The following is a 23,543-nucleotide window of genomic DNA, read 5'->3' as shown; positions in this document are numbered from 1 at the left end:
TCGATCTTCTGTTTCATGCGGCCGAGATGCTTGAAATCAAAGTAAACAAGCGTGGTTAAGCAGCTTTTAACGTTTCCAATTCATTATCCATGCAAAGCGTATCAGATTGGCAGCGACGGAGCTTGCCGACGCAACGGGATTTTGGAGTGAAATCCATGAAAAGAAGCTTGTCCGGCGTCCTCGCCGCATTCTTGATAGCGACAAATGCCTATTCTGCGGATCTCGCGCCTGCCGAGCCCATTCCGGAGCAGCCGCCGGAGGTGACCGTCAGCGAAGCGACCGGCTGGTATCTGCGCGGCGATGTCGGTTATGCTTTCACAGATCTGCGCGGCGCGCGCTATTTCCAAGGCAGCAACGCCACGGAGGTCGATTTCGACGACGCCGATCTCGATGACGCATGGACGGTTGGTGGCGGTGTCGGTTACCAGATCAACAGCTATCTGCGCACCGATCTGACTTTCGACTATCTCACCCAGGCGGATTTCAAGGGCTCGACATCTGGGCAGTGCGGCTTCCCGCTGGTGGATTGCACCTCGAGCGACCGCTCTTCGCTGACCGCCTACACACTACTGGCCAACGCCTATGTCGATCTCGGCACCTACGGCTATGTGACGCCCTATGTCGGCGCCGGTATCGGCGGTTCCTACGTCAAGTGGAAAAACCTGCGCAACGTCGCCTGCGCCGACGACGGCAGCTTCTGCGACGATGAGGTGACCCATGGCGGCAAGGGCAACTGGCGCTTCACCTATGCGCTTATGGCCGGCGCCTCGATCGACGTGACCTGCAACATCAAGGCCGACGTCGGTTACCGCTATCTGCATATCGACGGCGGCAATATGTTCGGCTACGCCGATAATGGCGGCCCGGGCCGCGACAGGGGCCTCAACGCCCATGAAGCCCGCGTGGGCGCCCGCTACCTCTTCGGTGGCTGCGCTCAGCCGGTCGCCTACGAGCCGCCGGCAATCCCGCTGCAGCAGCCGGTCTACAAGTAGGCCGATCAACCATCGCATCAGAAAGCCGCCCTCGTGCCGGGCGGCTTTTTCATTTTTTCGCCACCCTGCCTGCGTCAAAATATCCACAGCTTGCGACACTTCGATCTTGACTATGACGCTTCCGATCCATACACACGGCGGCGGGACACCCTTCCCCAACGAAGGGCTTTCTATCTGAGAGGATAGCATCATGGCGAAGACCGCAAAGCCGGACATCCGTCCGCACAATACCCATTTTTCTTCTGGCCCCTGCTCGAAGCGCCCCGGTTGGTCGCTCGAAGCCCTTTCCGACGCGGCCCTCGGCCGTTCGCACCGCGCGAAGGTCGGCAAGGCCAAGCTCAAGCAGGCCATCGACCTTACCCGTGAAATTCTCGAAGTGCCGGCGGATTACCGCATCGGCATCGTGCCGGCTTCCGACACCGGCGCCGTCGAAATGGCGCTCTGGTCGCTGCTCGGCGAACGCGGCGTCGACATGCTCGCCTGGGAAAGCTTCGGCGCCGGCTGGGTCACCGATGTGGTCAAACAGCTGAAGCTCAAGGATGTGCGCAAGCTCGAAGCGGGCTACGGCGAGCTTCCCGATCTATCCGCCGTCGATTTCGACCGCGACGTCGTCTTCACCTGGAACGGCACGACCTCGGGCGTGCGCGTGCCGAATGCCGATTTCATTCCAGCCGACCGCAAGGGTCTGACGATCTGCGACGCCACCTCGGCCGCTTTTGCCCAGGAGCTCGATTTCGCCAAGCTCGACGTCGTCACCTTCTCCTGGCAGAAGGTGCTGGGCGGTGAGGGCGCCCATGGCGTCATCATTCTCTCGCCGCGGGCCGTCGAGCGTCTCACCACCTACACGCCCGCCTGGCCGCTGCCGAAGATTTTCCGCATGACCTCGGGCGGCAAGCTGACTGAAGGCATTTTCCAGGGCGAGACGATCAATACGCCTTCGATGCTCTGCGTCGAGGATTATATCGACGCGCTGCTCTGGGCCAAGGAAATCGGCGGTCTCCAGACGCTGATTGCTCGTGCCGATGCCAATGCCAAGGTCATCCACGATTTCGTCGCGGCGAACGACTGGATCGCCAATCTCGCCGTCAAGGCGGAAACGGCCTCCAACACCTCCGTCTGCCTGAAGATTGTCGACAAGGACATCACCGCGCTCGATGACGACAGCCAGGCGAATTTCGCCAAGGGCCTCGTCGGCCTCCTGGAAAAAGAAGGTGTCGCTTATGACATCGGCCATTACCGCGACGCGCCGTCGGGCCTGCGCATCTGGGCCGGCGCCACGATCGAGGCATCCGACATGCAGAAGCTGATGCCTTGGCTTTCCTGGGCTTTCGAAACGCAGAAGGCGCAGCTCGCTCAGGCCGCTGCCTGACGTGATCGCATCCGGCTCCGCCACTGGGCGGAGCCCCTGATTTCAATCATCGCTGAACACTTTTGAAGGAGGCCACAATGGCACCTCGCGTTCTCGTATCCGACGAATTGTCGGAAACCGCTGTCCAGATCTTCCGCGACCGTGGCGTCGAAGTCGATTTCGAGCCGCAGCTCGGTAAAGACAAAGATCGTCTGCTCGAAGTCATCGGCAAATATGACGGCCTTGCCATCCGCTCCGCCACCAAAGTGACGGAAAAGATCATCGCAGGGGCGACGAATCTCAAGGTCGTCGGCCGCGCCGGCATCGGCGTCGACAATGTCGATATCCCGGCCGCCTCGCGCCGCGGCATCATCGTCATGAACACGCCCTTCGGCAATTCCATCACCACGGCCGAACACGCAATCGCGCTGATGTTCGCCGTCGCCCGCCAGCTGCCTGCGGCCGATACCTCGACCCAGGCCGGCAAGTGGGAAAAGTCGAAATTCATGGGCGTCGAAATCACCGGCAAGACGCTCGGCGTCATCGGCGCCGGCAATATCGGCTCGATCGTCTGCGCCCGCGCCATCGGCCTGAAAATGCATGTCGTCGCCTATGACCCGTTCCTGTCCAAGGAGCGCGCTGAGGAGATGGGCGTCACCAAGGTCGAGCTGGACGAGCTTTTCGCCCGCGCCGATTTCATCACGCTGCACGTGCCGATGACCGACAAGACGCGCGGCATCCTCAACAAGGAAGCGCTGGCCAAGACCAAGCCCGGCGTGCGCATCATCAACTGCGCCCGCGGCGGCCTCGTCGATGAGGCAGCCCTTGCCGAAGCCATCAAATCAGGCCACGTCGCCGGCGCTGCCTTCGACGTCTTCGAGGTCGAGCCCGCCAAGGAAAGCCCGCTCTTCGGCCTGCCGAACGTCGTCTGCACGCCGCATCTCGGCGCTTCGACGACCGAAGCGCAGGAAAACGTCGCCCTGCAGGTCGCCGAACAGATGTCGGATTACCTCGTCAACGGTGCCGTCTCCAATGCCATCAACATGCCGTCGATTACCGCGGAAGAGGCGCCGATCCTGAAGCCCTTCATCCGTCTCGCCGATGTTCTCGGCGCCTTCGTCGGCCAGGTCACCGAAGAGCCGATCAAGGAAATCGAAATCCTCTATGACGGCGTCACCGCCAACATGAACACGCGGGCGCTGACGAGCGCGGTGCTTGCCGGCCTCATCCGCCCGCAGGTCGCCGACGTCAACATGGTTTCGGCGCCGATCATGATCAAGGAAAAGGGCATCGTGCTTTCCGAGGTCAAGCGCGACAAGACGGGCGTCTTCGACGGTTACATCAAGCTGACGGTGACCACCGAAAGCATGACCCGTTCGGTCGCCGGCACGGTGTTTTCAGATGGCAAGCCGCGCTTCATCCAGATCAAGGGCATCAATCTCGATGCCGATGTCGGCTCGCATATGATCTACATCACCAATACCGACGTCCCCGGCATGATCGGCTTCATCGGTACGACGCTCGGCACTGCCGGCGTCAACATCGCCAACTTCCAGCTCGGCCGCGACAAGCAGGGTGGCGACGCCATTGCGCTGCTCTATGTCGACGGCGAAGTGGATGATGGCGTGCTCGCGCAGCTGACGGCGCATCAGGCGATCCGGCAGGCAAAGCTGCTGACCTTCAACATCGACTAAAGCGCGTCGCGGCGCGACCTGCTCTGGTTTCCTCCTCCCAAGGAAAACATGGAAAACCCGGTGCCGGAAACGGCACCGGGTTTTCCACGTTGGGGAAAGATGATTTTCAGTGGTGCCGGCGTTTGCGGCGGACCATCTTGCCGAAGCGGGCTCTGTCGTCCTCGGCCTTCGTGCGGTGAAGGAAGGCGAGTCTGCTTCCGTCAAAACCCTGGAAGAACTCGTCCCAGGAGATCTCCTCCTGTGAGTCCGCCGAGAAATCGACGCGAACAGTTTCGCTATCCCTCGCATCCTTGATCCGGGCGGGATGACCGCCGCGCGCCTCGATCCAATCTCTGATCTTGCTGTAATCTGTCGTCGTGCCGAACCTGGCCATCAAACCCTCCGCAGCATTCGATTGCGACATTGATTACTTGCAACGCATGATCGACGGAATAGTTCCATAGGGCGATAATTAATTGTCCGGCGATCTCCAGTTGAGCTAGTTGATGTTCAAGCATTCGTTATTTTGAGTTAATTCATATGGGCTGAAATGGAGGATGATGTGAAACGCTATTCATGGTCGATAATCGGACTGGCGATCGTGTCTGTTGTCATCGCCAATCAAGGCATCGCATTCGCCTGCCACAAGCTGATCGTCACCTGAGCCGCCCCCCCGCTTCCAAGGCGTGACTTCGGCCGCGCCTTCCTTTGTGACGCAATTGCGAAACGATCGGCTCCCCTTGCGTCCTGCTGCAATCCTTTCTATATCGGTCGCTTACCCAGAAAGGCGGCCGATCCCGCCTGAGATCAGCAATCCGCCGCAATTGCAGCGCAAGGGCGGGTTATGAGCGCGCAGAATTTGGCACCACCGTTGAACACACTGGATTTTGATAAGAAGCCGGAAGAGACCCGCGTTGTCGTCGCCATGTCGGGCGGCGTCGATTCCTCCGTCGTGGCCGGCCTTCTCAAGCAGCAGGGTTACGATGTGCTTGGCATCACGCTGCAGCTCTACGATCACGGCGCCGCTGTTCACCGTGCCGGCTCCTGCTGCGCCGGCCAGGATATCGACGACGCACGCCGTGTCTGCGAAACCCTCGGCATTCCGCATTATGTGCTGGATTACGAGAAGCGCTTTCGCGAGACGGTGATCAATCCTTTCGCCGAAAGCTACGTGGCGGGCGAAACACCGATCCCTTGTGTTTCCTGCAACCAAACCGTCAAGTTTGCCGACCTTCTGGCAACGGCGAAGGAGCTCGGCGCCGACGCGCTGGCGACCGGTCACTATATCCGTTCGCGACCGAACCCCTCGTCTGAACATCCCGGCCGCCGCGCGCTTTTCCGCCCGGCCGACGCCGATCGCGACCAGAGCTATTTCCTGTTTGCCACGACGCAGGAGCAGATCGACTATCTCCGCTTTCCCCTGGGCGGCCTGCCGAAGGCCGAGACCCGCCGACTTGCCGAAGAAATGGGCCTCGTCGTCGCGAAGAAGGCCGACAGCCAGGACATCTGCTTCGTGCCGCAGGGCAAATACTCCGACATCATCACCAAACTGAAGCCGAATGCGGCGCTCGCCGGCGAAATCGTCCATCTCGACGGCCGCGTGCTGGGAAACCATGAAGGCATCCTGCATTTCACCATCGGCCAGCGCCGCGGCATCGGCATCGCCACCGGCGAGCCGCTCTACGTCGTCTATCTCGACGCCCGTTCGCGCCGCGTCATCGTCGGGCCGAAGGAGGCGCTGGAGACGCACCGCGTCTATTTGCGCGACGTCAACTGGCTGGGCGACGAGACGCTCGCGCAGGCTGCTTCCGGTGATGGCTTTGCCTGCTACGCCAAGGTCCGCTCGACGCGGGCACCGGCGCCTGCCGTACTGCATGTCGATGCGACAGGCACCTATGTCGACCTGACCGTCGGCGAGGCGGGCATCGCGCCGGGGCAAGCCTGCGCGCTTTATTCGGCGCCCGGCGACGACGCCCGCGTCTTCGGTGGCGGTTTTATCGAACGCTCCGAACGCGAACCTTCGGCCGAAGCCTCGCTGAAGGCTCTGCTGGCCGGCCCCGTCGCCGCCTGAAACCCATCGGAAACGACGGGCGGCAAAGCTCAGCGTTTTTCTCCATCCTGCGCTTGACACAGAGCCGAAGCGCACCTTATAAGCCGCTCATCCCACGAGCCCGCAGCGCTTCGCGAGCAGGTATCGTTTGACCAGTGGCGGAGTAGCTCAGTAGGTCAGAGCAGAGGAATCATAATCCTTGTGTCGGGGGTTCAAATCCCTCCTCCGCTACCATCTCTTTGTCTGTCCGACCCGGAGACATAGGTAACAGATTGTCCCTAAGACATGGGTGACAACCTCGTGCCGAACGGGTTGTCGATGGTTTGTAAAGTCCTCTGCTCCAGATCGATATATCCGAGATCATAGTGCATGAAGCTGACGAGCCAAATGCCGTCGTCGACCTCCTTGAGGCCGAGCCTCTGACCGGCCATGACGGTTGAGATGTTGATCTTCTTGCGATGGATGCACAGACGGCCGCAGTTGGTGACGATGGCATCGCGGTCATGGAAGGGATAGCTGATCTCGGGCAGCCCCTCATAGGGTCGCGGCGAAGCCTTGTAGACATCGGCTGGGACCTTCATCGACAGGGCCTCATGCGGTCTTTCGGTGTTGAACTCGCTGACGAATGCGTCGAAGCGCATTTGCTGCTGGAGAATATTGCGTCCCGGCGGACGGGTGGCTTCCTTCTTCAGCGTCAGATGCATGCGTTCATGGCGGCCATTCTCCTGCGGGTGGCCGGGGCGAATGCGTTCGAAGGCGACGCCGAGTCTGAGCCACCAGACCGACAGTTTCGAGAGATTGTAGAGCCCGTTCGGGCTGGCAAACGGCAGGCCGTTGTCGGAACGAATGGCAAGCGGAAGCCCACGCTCGGCAAAGACTCGCCGGAACGCACCGAAGACGCCGCGTTCGCGGGTCGTCTCGAAGGCCTCGCAGCACAGGAGATAGCGCGAAGCCTGGTCGGTGATCGTCAGGGGGTAACAATATCTGCCGTCGCCCAGCTTGAACTCGCCCTTGAAGTCGGCGCACCAAAGATCGTTGGGTCCGATGGCTGTCGAGAGCGTCGTGCCCACGGCCTTGTTCGCCCGGTTCCTCTTGCGGGCCTGGCTCACAAGGCCGTACCGGTCGAGCACCGCGTGCACCGTGCTTCTGGCTGGGATGCGCACGTCGCCGGCCAGACGGCGGACCAGGAGCTCGCGGATCTTGCGCGCGCCCCAGTGCGGCTTGTCCTTCTTGCATCGCACGATCATCGCCTCGACCGGCTCGGGCAACTGGTTGGCATAGCGCACCGGTCGCCGAGACCGGTCCGTCAGGGCCTCCAGCCCGTCCTCCTTGTAGCGATTGAAGATCTTGTAGCCGGTCTTGCGCGAGATCCCGAACTCCCGGCAAACCTCGCTCATCCCTTCGCCCTCCAGCAACCGGGCGACAAATCGAAGACGCTCATCCATGACCGAAGTCTCTCTCCACGGCATCAACACCTCCCGCAAAAAAGCGAAAAGTGTTACCCATGTCTCCGGTACAAAACGTCACCTATCTCTCAGGCCGGGCAGTCAAAGAATTTGTGATCCTTGCGGCTCGATATTGAGCGGCATTCACGCGGGCGCGGTAGCACATTCCAGCTCCAAACGCTGCGGCAAGCGGACAAAACAGTTCAGCCTCAGGATTAAGCTACGCCGAGAACAGTTATCTGTAGAGCGCTAAATGCAATAGCGGCATTTTCATCGCGTAGAGATGGGATGCGGCAGCGATGATAGCAGCCCATAAGGCCAGTGAGAACATCACCGCCGCTAACTTAACCCCGACTGACTGCATCATTTCCTCCATCCGAGTATGATCGTGCTCCTCCGCACGATCGAAGGCTAGCAGGGTGGAGGTCGATCAGCTATCGCAAGAAATTGCTACCAGAAAAGCCGCTCGGTAAGCCTTCGGGAACCCGACGCCTCCTCCATTCTCAAACGACAAAGTAAAAATTGTCGTATTGCGCGCCATAATAATCAGGCCCGCTCGTTTCGGTGATGACGGGTTCGGTGTCGAGTATGAGATAGTCGATCAGCCCATAGGCGCTGAGATCAATCACTTGCGGGTCATGAATGCTGTCGGCGGTCACGTTGACCGTGACCAAGAACACGGTATCGCCGTTCAGCCTGCCTTCGATCGTCAGAACGTTGTCATAGTCTGATGTACCGTTTGCCACGCTGAATTGCTCGATCTGAAAGGTGCCGCCATCTGCGGCCTGGATGGGCGTCCAGAATACGCCGCCCGAAAGATAGTGATTGCCATCAGCTTCCTTTTGTATCGTTGCATCATCGCCATCGTGCCAGGCGCCCCAATCGAAGCCCTTGTAGCCTGTGGGGAAATCGTGTTTGCCGACATCCTCGAAATTGACGAAGATGTCGCCGCGCTCCGGCAGGTCGACAGCGATATTGAGCAAGCCGAAGTCGGTAGCGCCTCTACCGTCCGAAATCTTGAAACTGAACTGGTCGAGGAGTTGATCTCCCGGGCCGAGCGCTGATACCACCGGATTGGAGGGATCGAGTTCATAGGTGTAATAGCCGTTGGAATAGACGGTCAGCGTGCCGTACTTTCCCTCGATCGTCGTCGTGGCCGGTCCATCCGGATTGGGTGGTTGCGGAATTCGCTGCCCGTTCACGAAGTTGAGACGCACAAGGTCTCCGTCGGCATCCATGTAACTGGTGCTGTCCAGAATGTTGCCGTCAATCGGCTTGTCGACATCGAAAATAGGCTGGTATACGTCACCTGCGATCGGCTTGTGGTTTGCCATTTCCACCTCCCGTCTGAAGTATTGTTTGAATATGCAACCCTATCGGGTGCTTGGCAACGAAATTGACGGAGCGTCAGATCAATTCAGCTGTCAAATCCAACAGGCGCAATTTTTCTGCAGCTCAAATATCCAAGTAGAGGCGTCGGCTTCGACGTCTGCGAGCCGATGATGACGTGATCCCGACGATATACTGCATTGATTGCTTCAATGCAGGCCGCCCACTCCGAGCAAGCTTTCTACTGCTTCGTGATCCTTCGACAAGTCCGACGGCGTTCCGGTCCAGGCCACCCTGCCGCGTTCGAGAATGATGACCCGATCGGCGAAATCGAGCGCGCTCTGAATGCGTTGTTCGACCAGAAGGATCGTCATGTCGCCTGATTTGGCGAGTTCTGTGAAGGCCGCCATCAGTTCCTCGCAGATCACGGGGGCCAGGCCCTCCAACGGTTCGTCGAGCAACAGCACGGACGGGCGTCCGAGAATGGTGCGGGCTGTTGAAAGCATCTGCTGCTCGCCGCCGGAGAGCTGGTTGCCGAGGTTTCGGCGGCGCTCCTTCAGGCGCGGGAACATGGCATAGGCTTCCTCCAGCGCCGTCTTCGGCCGCGCCTTCAGACCGACGAAAAGGTTCTCTTCGACCGTCAACGTCGGAAAGACGCAGCGTGTCTGAGGCACATAGCCGAGACCCCTATGGGCGCGCATTGCGCTCGGCGCTGCGGTGACATCCGAACCACCGAGGTGGATCCGGCCTTGATACCGCCTGGTCTGGCCGGCAAGCGTTGCCAGCAGCGTGGTTTTGCCCATGCCGTTACGGCCGAGCACGGCAAGACGGGCGCCCGCCGGCACGGTGAAGGAGATGCCTTCGAGCACCCGCGTCGGCCCGTATCCGGCCGACAGGTTTTCAACCTCAAGCGACAGGGCTGGCATTGGCATAGCTCCCGAGATAGGCCTCGCGCACGCGGGCATCCTTGGTGACATCGGCCGGCAGGCCGTCGAAGATGATCGCGCCGGCCGCCAGCACGATGACGCGCTTGGCAAAACGGAAGACGAGGTCCATGTCGTGTTCGATCATCAGGACGGCGAGATCGGCGGGAAGGTCGGCCAGCGCCTGTTCGATGCGGCCGGTATCGCTTTGCGGCACGCCGGCCGCAGGCTCGTCGAGCAGCAGCACCTTCGGCCTCAGCGCCAGCGCCACGGCGATTTCGAGGAGCCGCTGCTGGCCATAGGCGATCTCGCTGACTCTGCGATGCATCAGCGAGGCCAGCCCGAGTTTACCCAGGAGATCGTCGACCTCCGCCATGACGTCGGGCATGGCGAGGAAATTCCCAAACATCTTGTGGGTCTTTCCGTCACGCTGAAGGAGGGCGAGCCCCACATGTTCGGCGGGCGTCATATCCTGAAAAAGCCGCGTCACCTGAAAGGATCGGACGAGGCCGCGTTTGACCCTGCCGATCGCATCCACCTTCGTCACCGCCTCGCCGCCGAGGCGAACCTCGCCGGAATCGGGGGAGAGATTGCCGGTGACGAGGTTGACGAAAGTGGTCTTGCCGGCGCCGTTCGGGCCGATCAGCGCGATGCGGTCGCCGGGCGCCATTGCCAGCGAGACATCATTGGTGACGGCAAGGCCGCCGAAGGCTTTCCTGAGATTGGTTACTTCGAAGACCGGGCTCATGCGCGGGTCTCCTTCCGGCGGCCGATGAAGGCAGCGGCCGTTCCGTAGAGGCCTTTCGGCGCAAACAGCACGACGGCGATCAGCAGGGCGCCGACCATGGTCAGCCAGTGAAAGGGATTGGCCGCCGAGACATGATCTTCGAAGAGCATGAAGATGACGGTGCCGGAGAGCGCGCCGAAGAGGGAGCCGGTGCCGCCGAGCACGAGCATGACAAGCGCTTCGGCCGATTGCGTGAAGGACAGGCTGTCGAGCCCGACGACCTGGGTCGAGATCGCATTCAGCGCGCCGCCGACGCCGGCAACGGCGCCTGAGATCACGTACATCTTGATGAGAGCGGCCTTCGGCGAGCCGCCCATGGCGCGGATGCGCAGCGGGTCTTGCCGGATGCCGCGGCAGAGCATGCCGAAGGGTGACCGAACCAGCAATCGCAGCAGCACGAAGACGATGACGAGCAGTGTCGTTCCGAAGAAGAAGGCGGTATGGCCGTAGAGATCGAATTCGAAAATGCCGAATATCGGGTCCGGCGCAATGCCGGAAAGCCCGTCGCTGCCTCCCGTCCAGGAGGAGGCCTTGTTGGCAAATTCATGGAAGAGGTGGATGAGCGCAATCGACAGCACGAGTTGCGGCAGCCCATGCGCGCGCAGGATGATCGCGCCGCAGAGCAGCCCGGCAACCGCACCCCCTGTTATGCCGGCAAGCATCATCAGCAGCGGGTCGTTGATGCCGTAATGCGCCGACAGGATCCCGGCGGCATAGGCGCCGGAGCCGAACAGCGCGGCATGGCCGAGCGTTGCGACGCCGCAATAACCGGTCACGAGATCGAGCGACAGGACGAGCAGGGCGATCGTGATCATCCGCGTCAGAAGCGCCAGATTGTCGGGAAAGGTGAAATAGCCGATCGCGGCGATGGCTGTGATCACCGCTATTCCGAGAAGATCGGCATTCACTGCGCGCCGATGCCGGAGGCGCTCGGTTTCGTTGTTCATGACGAGCGTCATCCTATTTCATCCTTCCGGCAAGGCCGCGCGGGAAGACGCAGATGATGGCGATTACGGCGAGATAGAAGAAGAATTCCCCGAATTCCGGCATCAGATAGCGTCCCGTCGTATCGATGGCGCCAAGCAGCAGGCAGGCAATCAGCGCGCCCGGAATGGAGCCGGCGCCGCCGACGGAGACGACGACGAGGAAGGTCACCATATAGCGCAGCGCGTAGTAAGGTTCGACCGGCAGCAGTTCGGCGCCGACCACGCCGCCGAAGGCGGCAAGCCCGACGGCAACGGCAAAGCTCACCGCATAGATGATCTCGGTGCGCACGCCGAGTGCGGCAGCCATCGCCGCATCGTCGACGGAAGCGCGCAGCTTGACCCCGAAGCTCGTTCGCTCGATCGCGAACCACAGGGCGAGCGCAACGGCGAGACCGCAGAAGATGACGAAAAGCCGGTGCACGGGAATGGTGCGGAATCCGAGATCGGCCGATCCCTGCAAGGCGCCGGCAAGCGGTATCGTCTTCAGCGTCGGTCCCATCACGTAGTTCGCGATGCCGATGACGCAGAAAGTGATGCCGATTGTCATCAGCACCTGGGTCAGTTCAGGGGCGCCATAGATCCGGCGGTAGAGAAAACGCTCGAGCGGAATTGCGATGATGATCGTGACGAAGACGGCCGCGACGACTGCGACAGCATAACTAAGACCGAGGTCACGGGCGGCATAGGAGGCGATGTAGCCTCCGATCATGGCGAAGGCGCCATGCGCCAGGTTGACGACACGCATCAGCCCCATGGTCACGGAAAGGCCGATCGAGATCACGAAGAGCGCCATGCCATAGGCAAAGGCGTCGACGGCGATGCTGAAGACTGTCTGCATGTAAATACCTTACTTCGATGCGGCGGGCGCGATGCGCGAGCCCGCCGCCGGTCCGGATGCCGCAATCTTACTTGGCCGCGGTGAGGCCCGGATCGCCCTGTTTTTCGAAGGTCTGGACCTCCTTGTTGATGTAGGTCCCGTCATCGGCCTTGGCGACTTCGCGCAGATAGATGTTCTGGGTGATGTGCCGGCTTTCCGGATCGATCGAGACCGGGCCGCGCGGGCTCACCCAGGCAAGGCCCTTGACCGCGTCGACGGCCTTCTCTGCATCCTGCTTGCCACCCGTCGCCTCGATCATCTTGTAGATGACATACATGCCGTCATAGGCGCTGACGGCCGGGAAGGAGAGTTCAGCCTTGTTGCCGATCGCCTTGGCGGCAGCCTCGACAAAAGCCTTGTTCTCTGGCGAGTCGTGCGACACGGCATAGTGGAAGGTCGTCTGGATGCCGAGTGCGGCGTCGCCAAGCGCCGGCAGATCGGATTCCTGCGTCAGATCCCCCGGCGCGAAGAACTTGATGCCGGCGGCCTTCAAGCCATTCTCGTTATAGGCCTTGACGAAGCCGAGCGTCGTCGGGCCCGATGGTAAGAAGGCGAAGACGCCCTCGGCGCCGGAATCCTTGATGCGCTGCATGATCGGGCTGAAGTCGTTGGTGGCAAGCGGCATGCGGATGGCCTCGACCACTTGGCCGCCGGCCTTTTCGAAGCCGGCCTTGAAGGCATTCTCGGCGTCGATGCCGGGGCCGTAATCGCTGACGACCGAGATCACCTTCTTGACGCCTGCGTCGAAAGCGACCTTGGCGATCGGCGTCGAGGTTTGCCACGTCGTAAAGGAGGTGCGCACCACGAGCGGGCTCTTGGTCACGATCGCCGAGGTGGCGGCGTTCATGATAATCATCGGCACGTTGCCCTGTTTCAGGATCGGCGTCACCGCCATGGCGTCGGGGGTGAAATAGAAGCCGGCGAGATACTGGACCTTTTCCTTGACCATCAGTTCCTGCGCCAGCGCCTTGGATTGGGCCGGGTCGGCCTGCGGCACGTCGCGGTAGACGATCTCGACCGCGTCGCTGCCGACCTTGTTGCCGTTGACAGCCATATAGGCTTCGATGCCGGCCTTGAAGTTCTTGCCCTGAAGCGCGAAGGGACCGGAGAACGGCCCGATGACGCCGACCTTGATCGTGTCGGCATAGGCGCTGGTGCCCATAACAATTGCCGCAGCGGCGGCCAGAAACAGCTTCCTCATTCTTCTCTCTCCCTTTTCGGCGTACTCCAGCGCCGTATTGAATTTCTGGTTAGCTTGTCATGCGAAATGGTGATGTAAAATGAAATAAATCCCCAAACACATGATTTGCCGGTTATGGTTCTGCGTGGTCATGACCACTCGTTGTTCGCTGCGTCTATGTGCGACTTTCATGCTCGATCTTCGTGTCAGAACGGCAATCCCACGTAGTTTTCCGCGAGCACCGTCGAGGCCGCACGGGAATGTGTGAGATAGTCGAGTTCGGCTTCCTGGATCTTCTGATCGAAATCGCCGGTATCGGGAAATCGGTGCATTATGGTCGTCATCCACCAGGAAAACCGCACGGCTTTCCATACGCGGGCGAGCGCCGTCTGCGAATAGGCGTCGATGCCGCTGTCGGAGCCTTCGCGGTAATGCTCGAGGAGCCCGCAGAACAGGTAATGGACATCGCTAGCCGCAAGGTTCAGCCCCTTGGCGCCGGTTGGCGGCACGATATGGGCGGCGTCGCCGACGAGAAAGAGCCGTCCGAAACGCATGGGCTCGGCGACGAAGGAGCGCAACGGAGCGATCGATTTTTCGAAGGATGGGGCGGTCGTCAATGCTTCGGCGTGATGGCCCGGCAGGCGCCGTCTCAACTCGTCCCAGAAGCGCTCGTCGCTCCAGTCTTCGATCTTCGCGTCAAGCGGGCACTGGATATAGTAGCGGCTGCGCGTGGCCGAGCGCATCGAACAGAGCGCGAAGCCCCTCGGGTGGTTGGCGTAGATCAGTTCATGGCTGACCGGCGCCACGTCGGCGAGTAGGCCGAGCCAGCCGAAGGGATAGACCTTCTCGAAACTTCGGATCGCCCGTTCGGGAACGGCTCTGCGGCTTATTCCATGAAAGCCGTCGCAGCCGGCGATGAAATCGCAATCGATGCGGTGGCCGATACCATCCTTCGCGTAGGTAACGAAGGGCGAGCCACGGTCGATATCATGCGGAGCCACATCGGCGGCATCATAGATCGAAAGGGCGCCACAAGCTTCCCGCCGCTCCATGAGATCGCGCGTCACCTCGGTTTGTCCGTAAACGGTCACGCGCCTGCCGCCGGTCAATTCGTGAAGATCGATGCGATGGTCGCGGCCGTCGAAGGCTAGCGAGAAGCCGTCATGCGGCAAGCCTTCGGCATGCAATCTTCTTCCAGCTTTGGCCTCGTCCAACAGCCCGACAGTGCCTTCCTCCAGCACGCCGGCACGGACGCGGCCGAGGATATAGTTCTTGCTCACGCGGTCGAGGATGACGTTGTCAATTCCAGCTTCGGTCAGAAGCTGACCGAGCAGAAGGCCGGATGGCCCCGAACCGATGATGGCGACCTTAGTTCGCAAATGCTTCCTCCCTCGCATTTTTGCGTTTTGTCAGATTCTGCCGTGCCGCCATTGCCGCAACAATGGACATTCCGACCGAAAAATTGCACTTATCGAACATTGGCACAGGAGAGAGCCGATGAGCAGGCATATACCGACCTACGAGCTCTATGGCGAAAATACCGGGCGATCTCCGGAATTCTGGTTGCATTGCGAAACAATTCGCTCCCGCAGCAGCCTGCATCAATGGGAAATTCGGCTTCACCGCCACGAGAGCTTCTTTCAGATATTGTACATCGAAGCCGGTTCGGGCGATGCGATCTTCGGCAACAGGAACCACGCCATCTGCCCGCCTGCGATCATCACGGTTCCCCCTGGGCTCAATCACGGCTTTCGCTTCTCACGTGATATCGACGGCCTGGTGATCACTATATTGAGGTCCCATCTTAGCCACCCGCCAGGCGAGCGAAGCCAGCTGGGCGAGTGGCTGGCGATGCCGCATCTGACGCCGCTCGCTCCCGATAATGCCGAGGCTGCCTATGTCATGCAGACGCTGAGGCGGCTCGGCGACGAATTCGAAAACCGCCGCGGCGGCCGCAACGAGGTGTTGGCTGCCTATGTCGGTCTGGCGTTGCGGCTGACGGCGCGGATTTCGCATGAAGGACATGCACAGGAGCTTCCGTCAAACGAGAACGAGCGGCGGATGGAGATGCTGGACGAACTGATCCAGCAGCATTTTCGATCGCACAGGCCGGCTTCCTTCTATGCCAAGGAACTCGGCATTTCGTCGACGCATCTCAGCCGTATCGTTCGCTCCATGACGGGAAACACCCCGCATGAGCTGATCGCCGGGAAATTGATCGAAGAGGCGAAGCGCCAGCTCGTCTTTACGCTTGGCAGTGTTCAGGAGATCGGGTTTAGGCTTGGCTTTGCCGATCCCGCGTATTTCTCGCGCTTCTTCCTGAAATATACGGGCGAAACGCCGCGGGTCTGGCGCGTGAGGGAGAAGGTTCGGCTTGAGGGTGCATAGAAGCAATCACTCACGGAGAACCCCCGGCGCGATCTTTACCGCGCCAGATACTCGATTGTCTGCAGATCGCTTAGTGAACTAACCCGGCATGGTCCTGAATATTATATGATCTACGCAATGCCCATTTTTCGTTTTCTTATAAGCCACCTCAAGAAACAGTGATGTTTCAATAAAAAATATAGAATACGCCATAATCTCAAGGTTAACTGCGCTACCTGTTGAAGGTTTCTTGCAGTCAATCATTTTATTCGCGGCCACGAACATCTCGTCATGTTCGTTTATCCTATCAAAATTCTTGTAGCGACCGCTGGTGTAAATTCTGTACAACTCCCAGTTAACGTGGAAATGCGTGTTGTTCATGATATATAATATTTCAACAGCTAGTAACGAAGCCAACATTAAATCAAGAAATTTTACTGATATTTTTGGAATCATTGTACTGTCTTTGCGGATCATATTTGGAATAACCGTGAAACAGTAAACTTGCCCGACATTACTGAGATAATCAATGCCAGCCCGCGCGCGACTGACATCTCCGGTTATCAAAACCAATTCCATTTGATGCAGCTATCCCACGAAGGATGATATCGGATGCTGCTAGGTTGCGGTTGTTAGATGCCAGTGACCCACCCGATTGAGTCTGCCTAACACCGCGAATATCAGAACCTCGTACTTCTCCGGGCGATTCCTGGTCCTGGCCTCACGCCGCCGGCCACATCCAGTTCCGCACCTCCGGCATGTCCTCGCCATGTTCCCTGACGTAATCATGATGTTCCGCGAGCTTGCCGCGGAAGGCGGCCAGCGCGTCCTTCGCCTTCTCCTTCAGGCCCGGCACGCACTCGATGGCTTCGATGGCGAGATGGTAGCGGTCGAGTGCGTTAAGGACGGTCATGTCGAAAGGCGTGGTCGTCGTTCCCTCCTCGACGAAGCCGCGGACGTGGATGTTTTCGTGGTTGGCGCGCTTATAAGTCAGGCGATGAATGAGATAGGGATAGCCGTGATAGGCGAAAATGACCGGCTTATCGGCGGTGAAGATCGCGTCGAAGGCCTCGTCGGCAAGGCCGTGCGGATGCTGGTCTCTGGATTGCAGCGCCAAGAGGTCGACGACATTGACGGTGCGGATCTTCAGCTCGGGAATCGCCTTGCGCAGCAGGTCGACGGCGGCGAGCGTCTCCATGGTCGGCACATCGCCGGCGCAGGCCATGACGAGATCAGGCGAGATCGCGTCGTCCTCGTTGCTTGCCCAATGCCAGATGCCGATGCCGGCTTCGCAATGTTTCACCGCCTCGTCCATCGACAGCCATTGCGGCTCCGGCTGCTTGCCGGCGACGATGACGTTGATGCGGTCATAGGTGCGCAGGCAATGATCGCCGACCCAGAGCAGGCTGTTGGCATCCGGCGGCAGGTAGATGCGGACGATATCGGCCTTCTTGTTGGCGACGAGATCGACGAAACCAGGATCCTGATGGCTGAATCCGTTATGGTCCTGTCGCCAGACATGCGAGGTCAGCAGGTAGTTCAGCGATGAGATCGGCTTTCGCCATTCGAGCTCGCGCGTCACCTTCAGCCATTTGGCGTGCTGGTTGAACATGGAATCGATGATGTGGATGAAGGCCTCGTAACAGGAAAAGAGGCCGTGCCGGCCAGTCAGGAGATAACCTTCCAGCCAGCCCTGGCAGAGATGTTCGGAGAGCACCTCCATGACACGCCCATCGCGAGAGAGGTGGACATCATAGGGTTCGATGTCCTCCATCCAGACACGGTCGGTGACGTCGAAGACGCTGCCGAGGCGGTTCGATTCCGTCTCGTCGGGGCCGAAGATGCGGAAGTTTGCCGCCTTGGCGTTGAGCTTCATCGTGTCACGCAGGTAATGGCCAAGGATCTCCGTCGATTGGGCGACAACGCTGCCGCGCCTGCCGATGTCAACTGCATAATCCCGAATATCGGGCACGGCCAATTCCTTGCGCAGCAAGCCGCCATTGGCATGCGGATTGGCGCCCATGCGGCGTTTGCCAGCGGGGGCAAGGGCGCGCAGTTCCGGTTTCAGCCGGCCGTCGGCGCCGAACAGGTCTTCGGGATCATAGCCGCGCATCCAGTCCTCGAGAATCTTGCGGTGGTCGTCATTCCCGCGGCAGTTGGAGACCGGCACCTGGTGGGCTCGCCAGAAATCTTCCACCTTCTTGCCGTCGACCTCCTTTGGGCCTGTCCAACCCTTGGGGCTGCGCAGCACAATCATTGGCCAGCGCGGGCAGCCGGCTGTGCTCTTGCCGCTGCGGGCTTGCTCCTGAATCTCGCGGATGCGCTCGAAGACCCGGTCCAGCGTCGCAGCCATTTGTTGGTGCATGTCGCGCGGCTCATGGCCGGTGACGAAAAGCGGCTCGTAGCCGTAGCCTTCGAAGAGACGTCGGAGGTCGTCGTCACCCGCCCGGCCTAAAATGGTCGGATTGGCGATCTTATAGCCGTTCAGATGCAGGATCGGCAGAACGGCGCCGTCGCGGGCGGGATTGAGGAACTTGTTGGAATGCCAGCTGGCGGCGAGCGGCCCGGTTTCGGCCTCACCGTCGCCGACGATGCAGGCGACGGTGAGGCCGGGATTGTCGAAGGCGGCGCCATAGGCATGGACGAGGGCGTAGCCGAGTTCGCCGCCCTCATGGATCGACCCCGGTGTTTCCGGCGCCGCATGGCTCGGAATGCCGCCGGGAAAGGAAAATTGGCGGAAGAGTTTGCGCATCCCCTCGGCGTCTTCGGAAATATCGGGATAGATTTCGCTGTAGGTGCCTTCGAGATAGGTGTTGGCGACCATGCCCGGCCCGCCGTGACCGGGGCCGCATATGTAGATGATGTCGAGATCGCGGGCTCGGATGAGGCGGTTCAGATGCGCATAGATGAAGTTGAGGCCGGGCGTCGTGCCCCAGTGGCCGAGCAGACGGGGCTTGATGTGCTCTGACTTCAGCGGCTCGCGCAGCAGCGGATTGGCAAGCAGGTAGATCTGGCCGACCGAGAGATAGTTGGCGGCCCGCCAGTAGCGGTCGATCAGGGTGAGTTCAGCATCGGTCAGGGCGGCGGCGGTCGAGACATGCTTTTCCATTGGCTTCTCCCGTTCGAAAACACGTTCAACGTCAGTTCTAGCCGTTAGCGCCGGCGCGCCATTGATCTGGATCAGCGGGCGCGAAGAACGGACAGCGCTTCATCGGCGATCACCTGTTCTTCGTCCGTGGCAATGACATGGGCGACCATGCGGCTTTCCCTGGTGCTGATCGTTAAACCATTGGCTGCATTGGCCTTCTCGTCGATCGAAAGGCCAAGCCAGGACAGGTGTTTCGCCACGCCGGCGCGGATTTCCGGCTGATGCTCGCCTATGCCGGCGGTGAAGACGACGGCATCGAGGCCGCGGAGGGTTACCGCCATGCGGCCGATCTCGCCGGCAATGCGCAGTGTGAAAAGGTCGATCGCCTGGCGCGCTTCCGGCCGGCTGTCCTTCAACAGATCGCGCGTGTCGGCGCTGATGCCGGAGACGCCGAGCAGGCCTGAGCGGTGATAGAGCAAATCCTCGATCTCACCCAGAGACCGTTTTCTCTCTCCTGCCAGGTGCAGGATCACGCCGGGATCGAGGCAGCCCGGGCGTGTCGCCATCGGGATGCCGTCGAGGGTCGAAAAGCCCATGCTGCAATCGCGGCTGATACCGTCTTCCATCGCACAGAGGCTGGCGCCGCTGCCGAGATGGGCGACCACAGCCCTTGCCGTATGCGGCGTCTTGCGAGCGAGTTCACTGGCGATGAACTTATAAGAAAGCCCGTGGAAGCCGTAACGCTTGATGCCCTCCTCATGCAAGGAACGGGGTATGGCGAGGCGGCGCACGAGATCGTCCTGCGTGGCATGGAAGGCCGTGTCGAAGGAGGCTGTCTGGACAAGATGCGGCTTCAGATGGCGGAGCGCGCGGATGAAGCGCAGCGCTTGCGGCTGGTGCAGGGGCGCGAGCGGGATCAGCGCTTCGATCCCATCGGTGGCGGCGTCATCAAGCGCGACGGCGCTCGTGAAGCGCTCGCCGCCATGGACGACGCGGTGGCCGGCTACGGCCGCCGCTGCCATATCGAAGTGATCGGCGAGACGCGTGAAGGTCTCGTCGATGACCCCGTGCAGATCGTCCGTCACCTCCGCCTTCAGGGAGATATCGAATGTCTGCGATCCCTTGGTCAGGACAAGCGAAAGCGGCTCGGCGCGGAGATCGATGACGCCCTTTCCTAGGTGTCGTGCCTCGGCACCATCAATCGAGAAGACGCCGACCTTCACCGTCGATGAGCCGGCGTTGAATGTCAGGAGGAGGTCGGTGGATGACATGTCTTCAGAGACTCCGCACAGTCGTCACGATGACCGAACTTAGCGCCGAAACTCCCGCCGGAAAGGCATGGCCGCCCGAGCGCCACATGCTGACGGTGCGTGGCAGCCTTGGGGCAGTTTTGTCGAATTACGCGAGGGTCAGGCGGTTGACGCCAGATTGGCGTTGCGATCGCGGATGAAGATGCTCGCCTCGGCGGCGGGCATCGCCTTACCGAAAAGATAGCCCTGGCCGATGTCGCAGCCGAGCTGCAGCAGGAAGGCAAGCTGGCCATGCTCCTCGACACCTTCCGCGGTCGTCTTGATGTTGAGGCTTCTGCTGAGGCCAAGCATGGCGCGGACGATTTTTTCCTGCCGTTCGTCATCGCGATAGGTGGCGATGAAGCTTTTGTCGATCTTGATCTTGTCGAAGCGGTAGCGGGCGAGCTGGGCAAGGCTCGAATAGCCCGTGCCGAAATCGTCGAGAGCGATCTGGATGCCAGCCGCATGCAGCTCTTCGAGAATGATGGCGGCGATAGCGGGATCCTGGATCAGCGCGTTTTCGGTGATCTCAATCTCCAGGCGTTGCGGCGGCAGCCGGCTTGCTGAAAGGACCTTGAGGATGCGGGAGGCCAGCAGCCTGTCTTCCATCTGCACCGGCGACACATTGAAGGACAGGGTGACATGCGCTGGCCAAGTGAGCGCATCGCCGCAGGCCTGCGCAAGGAGATCCTCGAACAGGGCGGTGATCATCCCGGTTTCCTCGGCAATGTCGATGAAAACAGGCGGCGGAATATTGACACCATCCTCGCCGACCCAGCGCGCGAGGGCTTCGAAACCGCAAAGCTTGCCAGTCTTCAAATCAATCAGAGGTTGATAGAAAGGCATGATCGCCTTGTCGGCGATTGCCGCGCGCAGCCTGCTTTCCAGAGAGGCGCGTTCCGTTACCTTGTCCTGCATCGAAGCTTCGAAGACGAGATAATGGTTAGGGCCGCGTGATTTGGCCTCATACATGGCGAGGTCCGCACGGTGGGCGGCGTCTTCCAGCGGCTCGCTGCCCTCAAGCCACCGATCGTAGCCGACGCTGGCGCCGACTTCGACGGCAAAGCCATCGATATGGATCGGCCGGGTGACGGCCTGGATCAGCAACTTGGCGAAACGCTCCTCGCGCTCTGCCGTCAGGGAAAAGGCGACGATGATGAATTCGTCACCGCCGAAGCGGTAAACGCAATCCGCGTTGCCAAGCGCGCAGATGCGTCTGGCAACTTCGACCAGCAACACGTCGCCGCCCTTGTGGCCGACGAGATCGTTGACTTTTTTGAAGCCGTCGAGGTCGACGGAGAAGATCGTGACGTTGTCGTCCCATTCCTCGATCTCGGCCTCGCCGCTTCTGACCGGCCGTGAGAGGATTTTGCGCTCGAAGGCGTAGCGGTTCGGCAGCTTGGTCAGATGGTCGTGGGTTGCCGTCCAATCGGCCTTAGCCTGTTCGGTGGCGCGCAGCTCCATTTCCTTGCGCAGGTCGGCGATGCGCAGCACCGAATAGATGAAGCTCATCGCGCCAGCGATGCCGAGAGCCAGAACGAGCTTATCCGCCCCGTACTCGCCGAAACTGGTCATGAAGGAGACGAGGCGGTCGTCGAAGTGCAGCACCGTGCCGAGGATCCAGAGGGTTACTCCGAAAACCACAACCGACACGCATTGCCTTCCGGCCCTGCTTCGAAAAAACGCAGGCATTATCGCATTCTCCATCTCCACCCTCTGCCGGACTATCACGAAAATCTGAAATGTTCGTTGAAACCATAAGGCGAATTGTTGGAGGTGGCAGCCCGTCCGTTGCGGTGCTGTCCGGACCTCGGCTGCGCTACGGCGTTTCGCTGGTGCTGCTTGGAAGATTAGAGGATGTCCGGATTCAAGACGAGGGGAGCCCCACGAAAGAACGAGGGCGAGCGTGCTGTCGCATCGCTCGCCCTGTCTCGCTCTTCAGGCGGTGACGATCAGCAGCGGAACGCTGACGACCAGACCGACCATAACTAAGGTGAGCGTCACGACCCTCATCAAGCGCAGGCGCCGCGTACGCTCCCCACTCCAATCATATGCCATAGCTTCCGTCTCCTTGGGACAAGGAAGTAGTCCCGGTCAGACCGGTTCAATAGAGATGACGCGATTTGCTTGCGTAAGGCTGGATAGTATGAGGGATGTCTAATTCTCTAGAGGCGCAGCGACCAGCGCTGTCCATTGCTGGTCATCCGAACGACCACCAGCGGCTCGACATCGATGAGCCAGAAGGAGGGGAGGGGAGCCTGAAGCACATGCGCAATCGCTGTTCTTATAATCGATGCATGGGTGACGGCTATCACATGACCGCCGAGCGTGGATTGTTCATCCATCCAGCCGGCGACGCGCGTCCGCAGACCGAGAAAACTGTCGCCGCCATGTGGGGCGGCTTCCGGATCGCTCATCCAAGCCATGAGGTTCTCCGGCTCTTCGGTGCCGATTGCCGCAATCGGCCTGCCGGCCCAGCGGCCATTGTCGCAGTCGGCAAGCCGCTGTTCTATTTGAGCGTCGAGACCGAGGGCTGTAGCGGTCTGGCGGGCACGCAAAGCCGGGCTCGTGACGATCCGGTCGGCGCGAGGCAGGGCAGTCATCCGGGCGGCTTCTTCAGAGGCCTTGTCTTCCAGCGGCTCATCCAGTGGGAACAGGGCCTTGCGGCTCGCCGCCGTGGCGCCGTGACAGATCCAGGTGAGGCGGGTATTCACGGTTGTTCCGATCTTCGCAATATGGTGGGGACGACCCTTCGCCGGCGTCTCGAAGTTTCGTTGACAGTCTCTTCGGCGTCCAGATATAACCGTGCTGTTGCGGGTTTGGAAGCCGGTGGAAATCCGGCGCGGTCGCGCCACTGTGACCAGCGGTTCGAAGTTCTTTACGCTGGAAGTCAGACCCTGCCGCACAACACTCTTTCGACTGAACGCGTCATTCCGGAGGGATACATGTCTGACACCACTTTCGCGCCCGTTGCGGCACCGGCGCCAATCCCTGTAGGGGAAATCCTGCCCTGGGCGGTTTTCGGCGGCCTGCTGATGCTCATCGTTCTTTATTTCGTCGGCACCGAGGAAGGCGCGATGGCGCTGTTCAACGGCATGTATGTGCACGAATTCGTGCATGACGGCCGCCATCTCCTGGGCTTTCCCTGCCACTAAAGCGCATCGCGATCTTTCAAATTCGCTTCTCGCGCTTTAGGTCTTTGTTTACGC

Annotated in this window: 20 protein-coding genes and 1 tRNA gene; 7 read left to right on the top strand and 14 right to left on the bottom strand. The window is 60.3% G+C overall.

Annotation, left to right across the window (positions count from 1 at the left end; genetic code table 11):
* Nucleotides 1–155: 155 nt before the first annotated feature.
* The 3 genes from NMA58_RS16760 (at nucleotide 156) to serA (ending at nucleotide 4,034) form a co-directional block, all read left to right on the top strand.
* A complete protein-coding gene (locus NMA58_RS16760; RefSeq protein WP_430957916.1) occupies nucleotides 156–992 on the top strand; it encodes an outer membrane protein in 837 nt (278 codons plus the stop codon).
* 190 nt (nucleotides 993–1,182) lie between these two features.
* Nucleotides 1,183–2,361 (top strand): phosphoserine transaminase, encoded by a 1,179-nt coding sequence (locus NMA58_RS16755; RefSeq protein WP_085779314.1) that lies wholly within the window; start codon nucleotides 1,183–1,185, stop codon nucleotides 2,359–2,361.
* Between the two features lie 77 nt (nucleotides 2,362–2,438).
* A complete protein-coding gene (gene serA / locus NMA58_RS16750; RefSeq protein ID WP_183698890.1) occupies nucleotides 2,439–4,034 on the top strand; it encodes a phosphoglycerate dehydrogenase in 1,596 nt (531 codons plus the stop codon).
* Between the two features lie 106 nt (nucleotides 4,035–4,140).
* Here the strand turns inward: serA and NMA58_RS16745 are convergent, their stop codons facing one another.
* Nucleotides 4,141–4,407, bottom strand: a complete 267-nt coding sequence (locus NMA58_RS16745; protein WP_434711347.1) for a hypothetical protein — start codon at nucleotides 4,405–4,407, stop codon at nucleotides 4,141–4,143.
* 477 nt (nucleotides 4,408–4,884) lie between these two features.
* Here NMA58_RS16745 and mnmA point away from each other — a divergent pair, with 477 nt between their 5' ends.
* Nucleotides 4,885–6,084: a tRNA 2-thiouridine(34) synthase MnmA gene (gene mnmA / locus NMA58_RS16740; protein ID WP_430957914.1), complete on the top strand. Its 1,200-nt coding sequence runs from the start codon at nucleotides 4,885–4,887 to the stop codon at nucleotides 6,082–6,084.
* Nucleotides 6,085–6,220: 136 nt separating this feature from the next.
* Nucleotides 6,221–6,297, top strand: a tRNA-Met gene (locus NMA58_RS16735).
* A 44-nt stretch (nucleotides 6,298–6,341) separates the two neighbouring features.
* On the opposite strand, the gene NMA58_RS16730 is transcribed toward NMA58_RS16735, so the two are convergent.
* The 8 genes from NMA58_RS16730 to pobA form a co-directional block, all read right to left on the bottom strand.
* A complete protein-coding gene (locus NMA58_RS16730) occupies nucleotides 6,342–7,532 on the bottom strand; it encodes an IS481 family transposase (RefSeq protein WP_430961215.1) in 1,191 nt (396 codons plus the stop codon).
* 479 nt (nucleotides 7,533–8,011) lie between these two features.
* Complete coding sequence (locus NMA58_RS16725) at nucleotides 8,012–8,842, bottom strand: VCBS domain-containing protein (protein ID WP_434711345.1); 831 nt, start codon at nucleotides 8,840–8,842, stop codon at nucleotides 8,012–8,014.
* Between the two features lie 204 nt (nucleotides 8,843–9,046).
* Nucleotides 9,047–9,763, bottom strand: a complete 717-nt coding sequence (locus tag NMA58_RS16720) for an ABC transporter ATP-binding protein (protein ID WP_434711343.1) — start codon at nucleotides 9,761–9,763, stop codon at nucleotides 9,047–9,049.
* Nucleotides 9,744–10,508 (bottom strand): ABC transporter ATP-binding protein, encoded by a 765-nt coding sequence (locus NMA58_RS16715; protein WP_434711342.1) that lies wholly within the window; start codon nucleotides 10,506–10,508, stop codon nucleotides 9,744–9,746. The genes NMA58_RS16720 and NMA58_RS16715 overlap by 20 nt, the downstream gene beginning before the upstream one ends.
* Nucleotides 10,505–11,506, bottom strand: a complete 1,002-nt coding sequence (locus tag NMA58_RS16710; protein WP_434711340.1) for a branched-chain amino acid ABC transporter permease — start codon at nucleotides 11,504–11,506, stop codon at nucleotides 10,505–10,507. The genes NMA58_RS16715 and NMA58_RS16710 overlap by 4 nt, the downstream gene beginning before the upstream one ends.
* A 1-nt stretch (nucleotide 11,507) precedes the next feature.
* Nucleotides 11,508–12,371: a branched-chain amino acid ABC transporter permease gene (locus tag NMA58_RS16705; RefSeq protein WP_434711338.1), complete on the bottom strand. Its 864-nt coding sequence runs from the start codon at nucleotides 12,369–12,371 to the stop codon at nucleotides 11,508–11,510.
* A 67-nt stretch (nucleotides 12,372–12,438) separates the two neighbouring features.
* Entirely contained in the window at nucleotides 12,439–13,611 is a 1,173-nt protein-coding gene (locus NMA58_RS16700; protein WP_434711336.1) for an ABC transporter substrate-binding protein, read from the bottom strand.
* 185 nt (nucleotides 13,612–13,796) lie between these two features.
* Nucleotides 13,797–14,969: a 4-hydroxybenzoate 3-monooxygenase gene (gene pobA / locus NMA58_RS16695; protein WP_434711334.1), complete on the bottom strand. Its 1,173-nt coding sequence runs from the start codon at nucleotides 14,967–14,969 to the stop codon at nucleotides 13,797–13,799.
* A 118-nt stretch (nucleotides 14,970–15,087) separates the two neighbouring features.
* On the opposite strand from pobA, the gene NMA58_RS16690 reads away from it, so the two are divergent.
* On the top strand, nucleotides 15,088–15,978 hold the full coding sequence (locus NMA58_RS16690) for a helix-turn-helix domain-containing protein (protein WP_434711332.1): 891 nt from the start codon (nucleotides 15,088–15,090) through the stop codon (nucleotides 15,976–15,978).
* 78 nt (nucleotides 15,979–16,056) lie between these two features.
* Here the strand turns inward: NMA58_RS16690 and NMA58_RS16685 are convergent, their stop codons facing one another.
* The 5 genes from NMA58_RS16685 to NMA58_RS16665 all read right to left on the bottom strand — a co-directional run bounded on the left by NMA58_RS16685 (nucleotide 16,057) and on the right by NMA58_RS16665 (nucleotide 23,048).
* Complete coding sequence (locus tag NMA58_RS16685; protein WP_434711330.1) at nucleotides 16,057–16,536, bottom strand: hypothetical protein; 480 nt, start codon at nucleotides 16,534–16,536, stop codon at nucleotides 16,057–16,059.
* 142 nt (nucleotides 16,537–16,678) lie between these two features.
* The gene (locus tag NMA58_RS16680) at nucleotides 16,679–19,066 is read right to left on the bottom strand and encodes a phosphoketolase family protein (RefSeq protein WP_434711328.1); all 2,388 of its coding nucleotides are present in this window, start codon (nucleotides 19,064–19,066) and stop codon (nucleotides 16,679–16,681) included.
* Nucleotides 19,067–19,137: 71 nt separating this feature from the next.
* Nucleotides 19,138–20,316, bottom strand: coding sequence for an acetate/propionate family kinase (locus NMA58_RS16675; protein WP_434711326.1), 1,179 nt, complete (start codon nucleotides 20,314–20,316; stop codon nucleotides 19,138–19,140).
* 138 nt (nucleotides 20,317–20,454) lie between these two features.
* The gene (locus NMA58_RS16670) at nucleotides 20,455–22,026 is read right to left on the bottom strand and encodes a putative bifunctional diguanylate cyclase/phosphodiesterase (RefSeq protein WP_183698915.1); all 1,572 of its coding nucleotides are present in this window, start codon (nucleotides 22,024–22,026) and stop codon (nucleotides 20,455–20,457) included.
* 473 nt (nucleotides 22,027–22,499) lie between these two features.
* Nucleotides 22,500–23,048 carry a histidine phosphatase family protein gene (locus tag NMA58_RS16665; RefSeq protein ID WP_434711324.1) on the bottom strand — a complete coding sequence of 183 codons (549 nt, stop codon included), beginning with the start codon at nucleotides 23,046–23,048 and terminating at the stop codon, nucleotides 22,500–22,502.
* 231 nt (nucleotides 23,049–23,279) lie between these two features.
* On the opposite strand from NMA58_RS16665, the gene NMA58_RS16660 reads away from it, so the two are divergent.
* Nucleotides 23,280–23,489 (top strand): CbtB domain-containing protein, encoded by a 210-nt coding sequence (locus NMA58_RS16660; protein ID WP_085779300.1) that lies wholly within the window; start codon nucleotides 23,280–23,282, stop codon nucleotides 23,487–23,489.
* Nucleotides 23,490–23,543 lie beyond the last annotated feature (54 nt).

It is taken from the genome of Rhizobium sp. YTUHZ045 (assembly GCF_051124255.1).
In the GTDB taxonomy this organism is placed as follows: Bacteria; Pseudomonadota; Alphaproteobacteria; order Rhizobiales; family Rhizobiaceae; genus Rhizobium.
The sequence above is the reverse complement of the archived record's forward strand: the minus strand, read 5'-3'. Positions and strand labels throughout refer to the sequence as shown.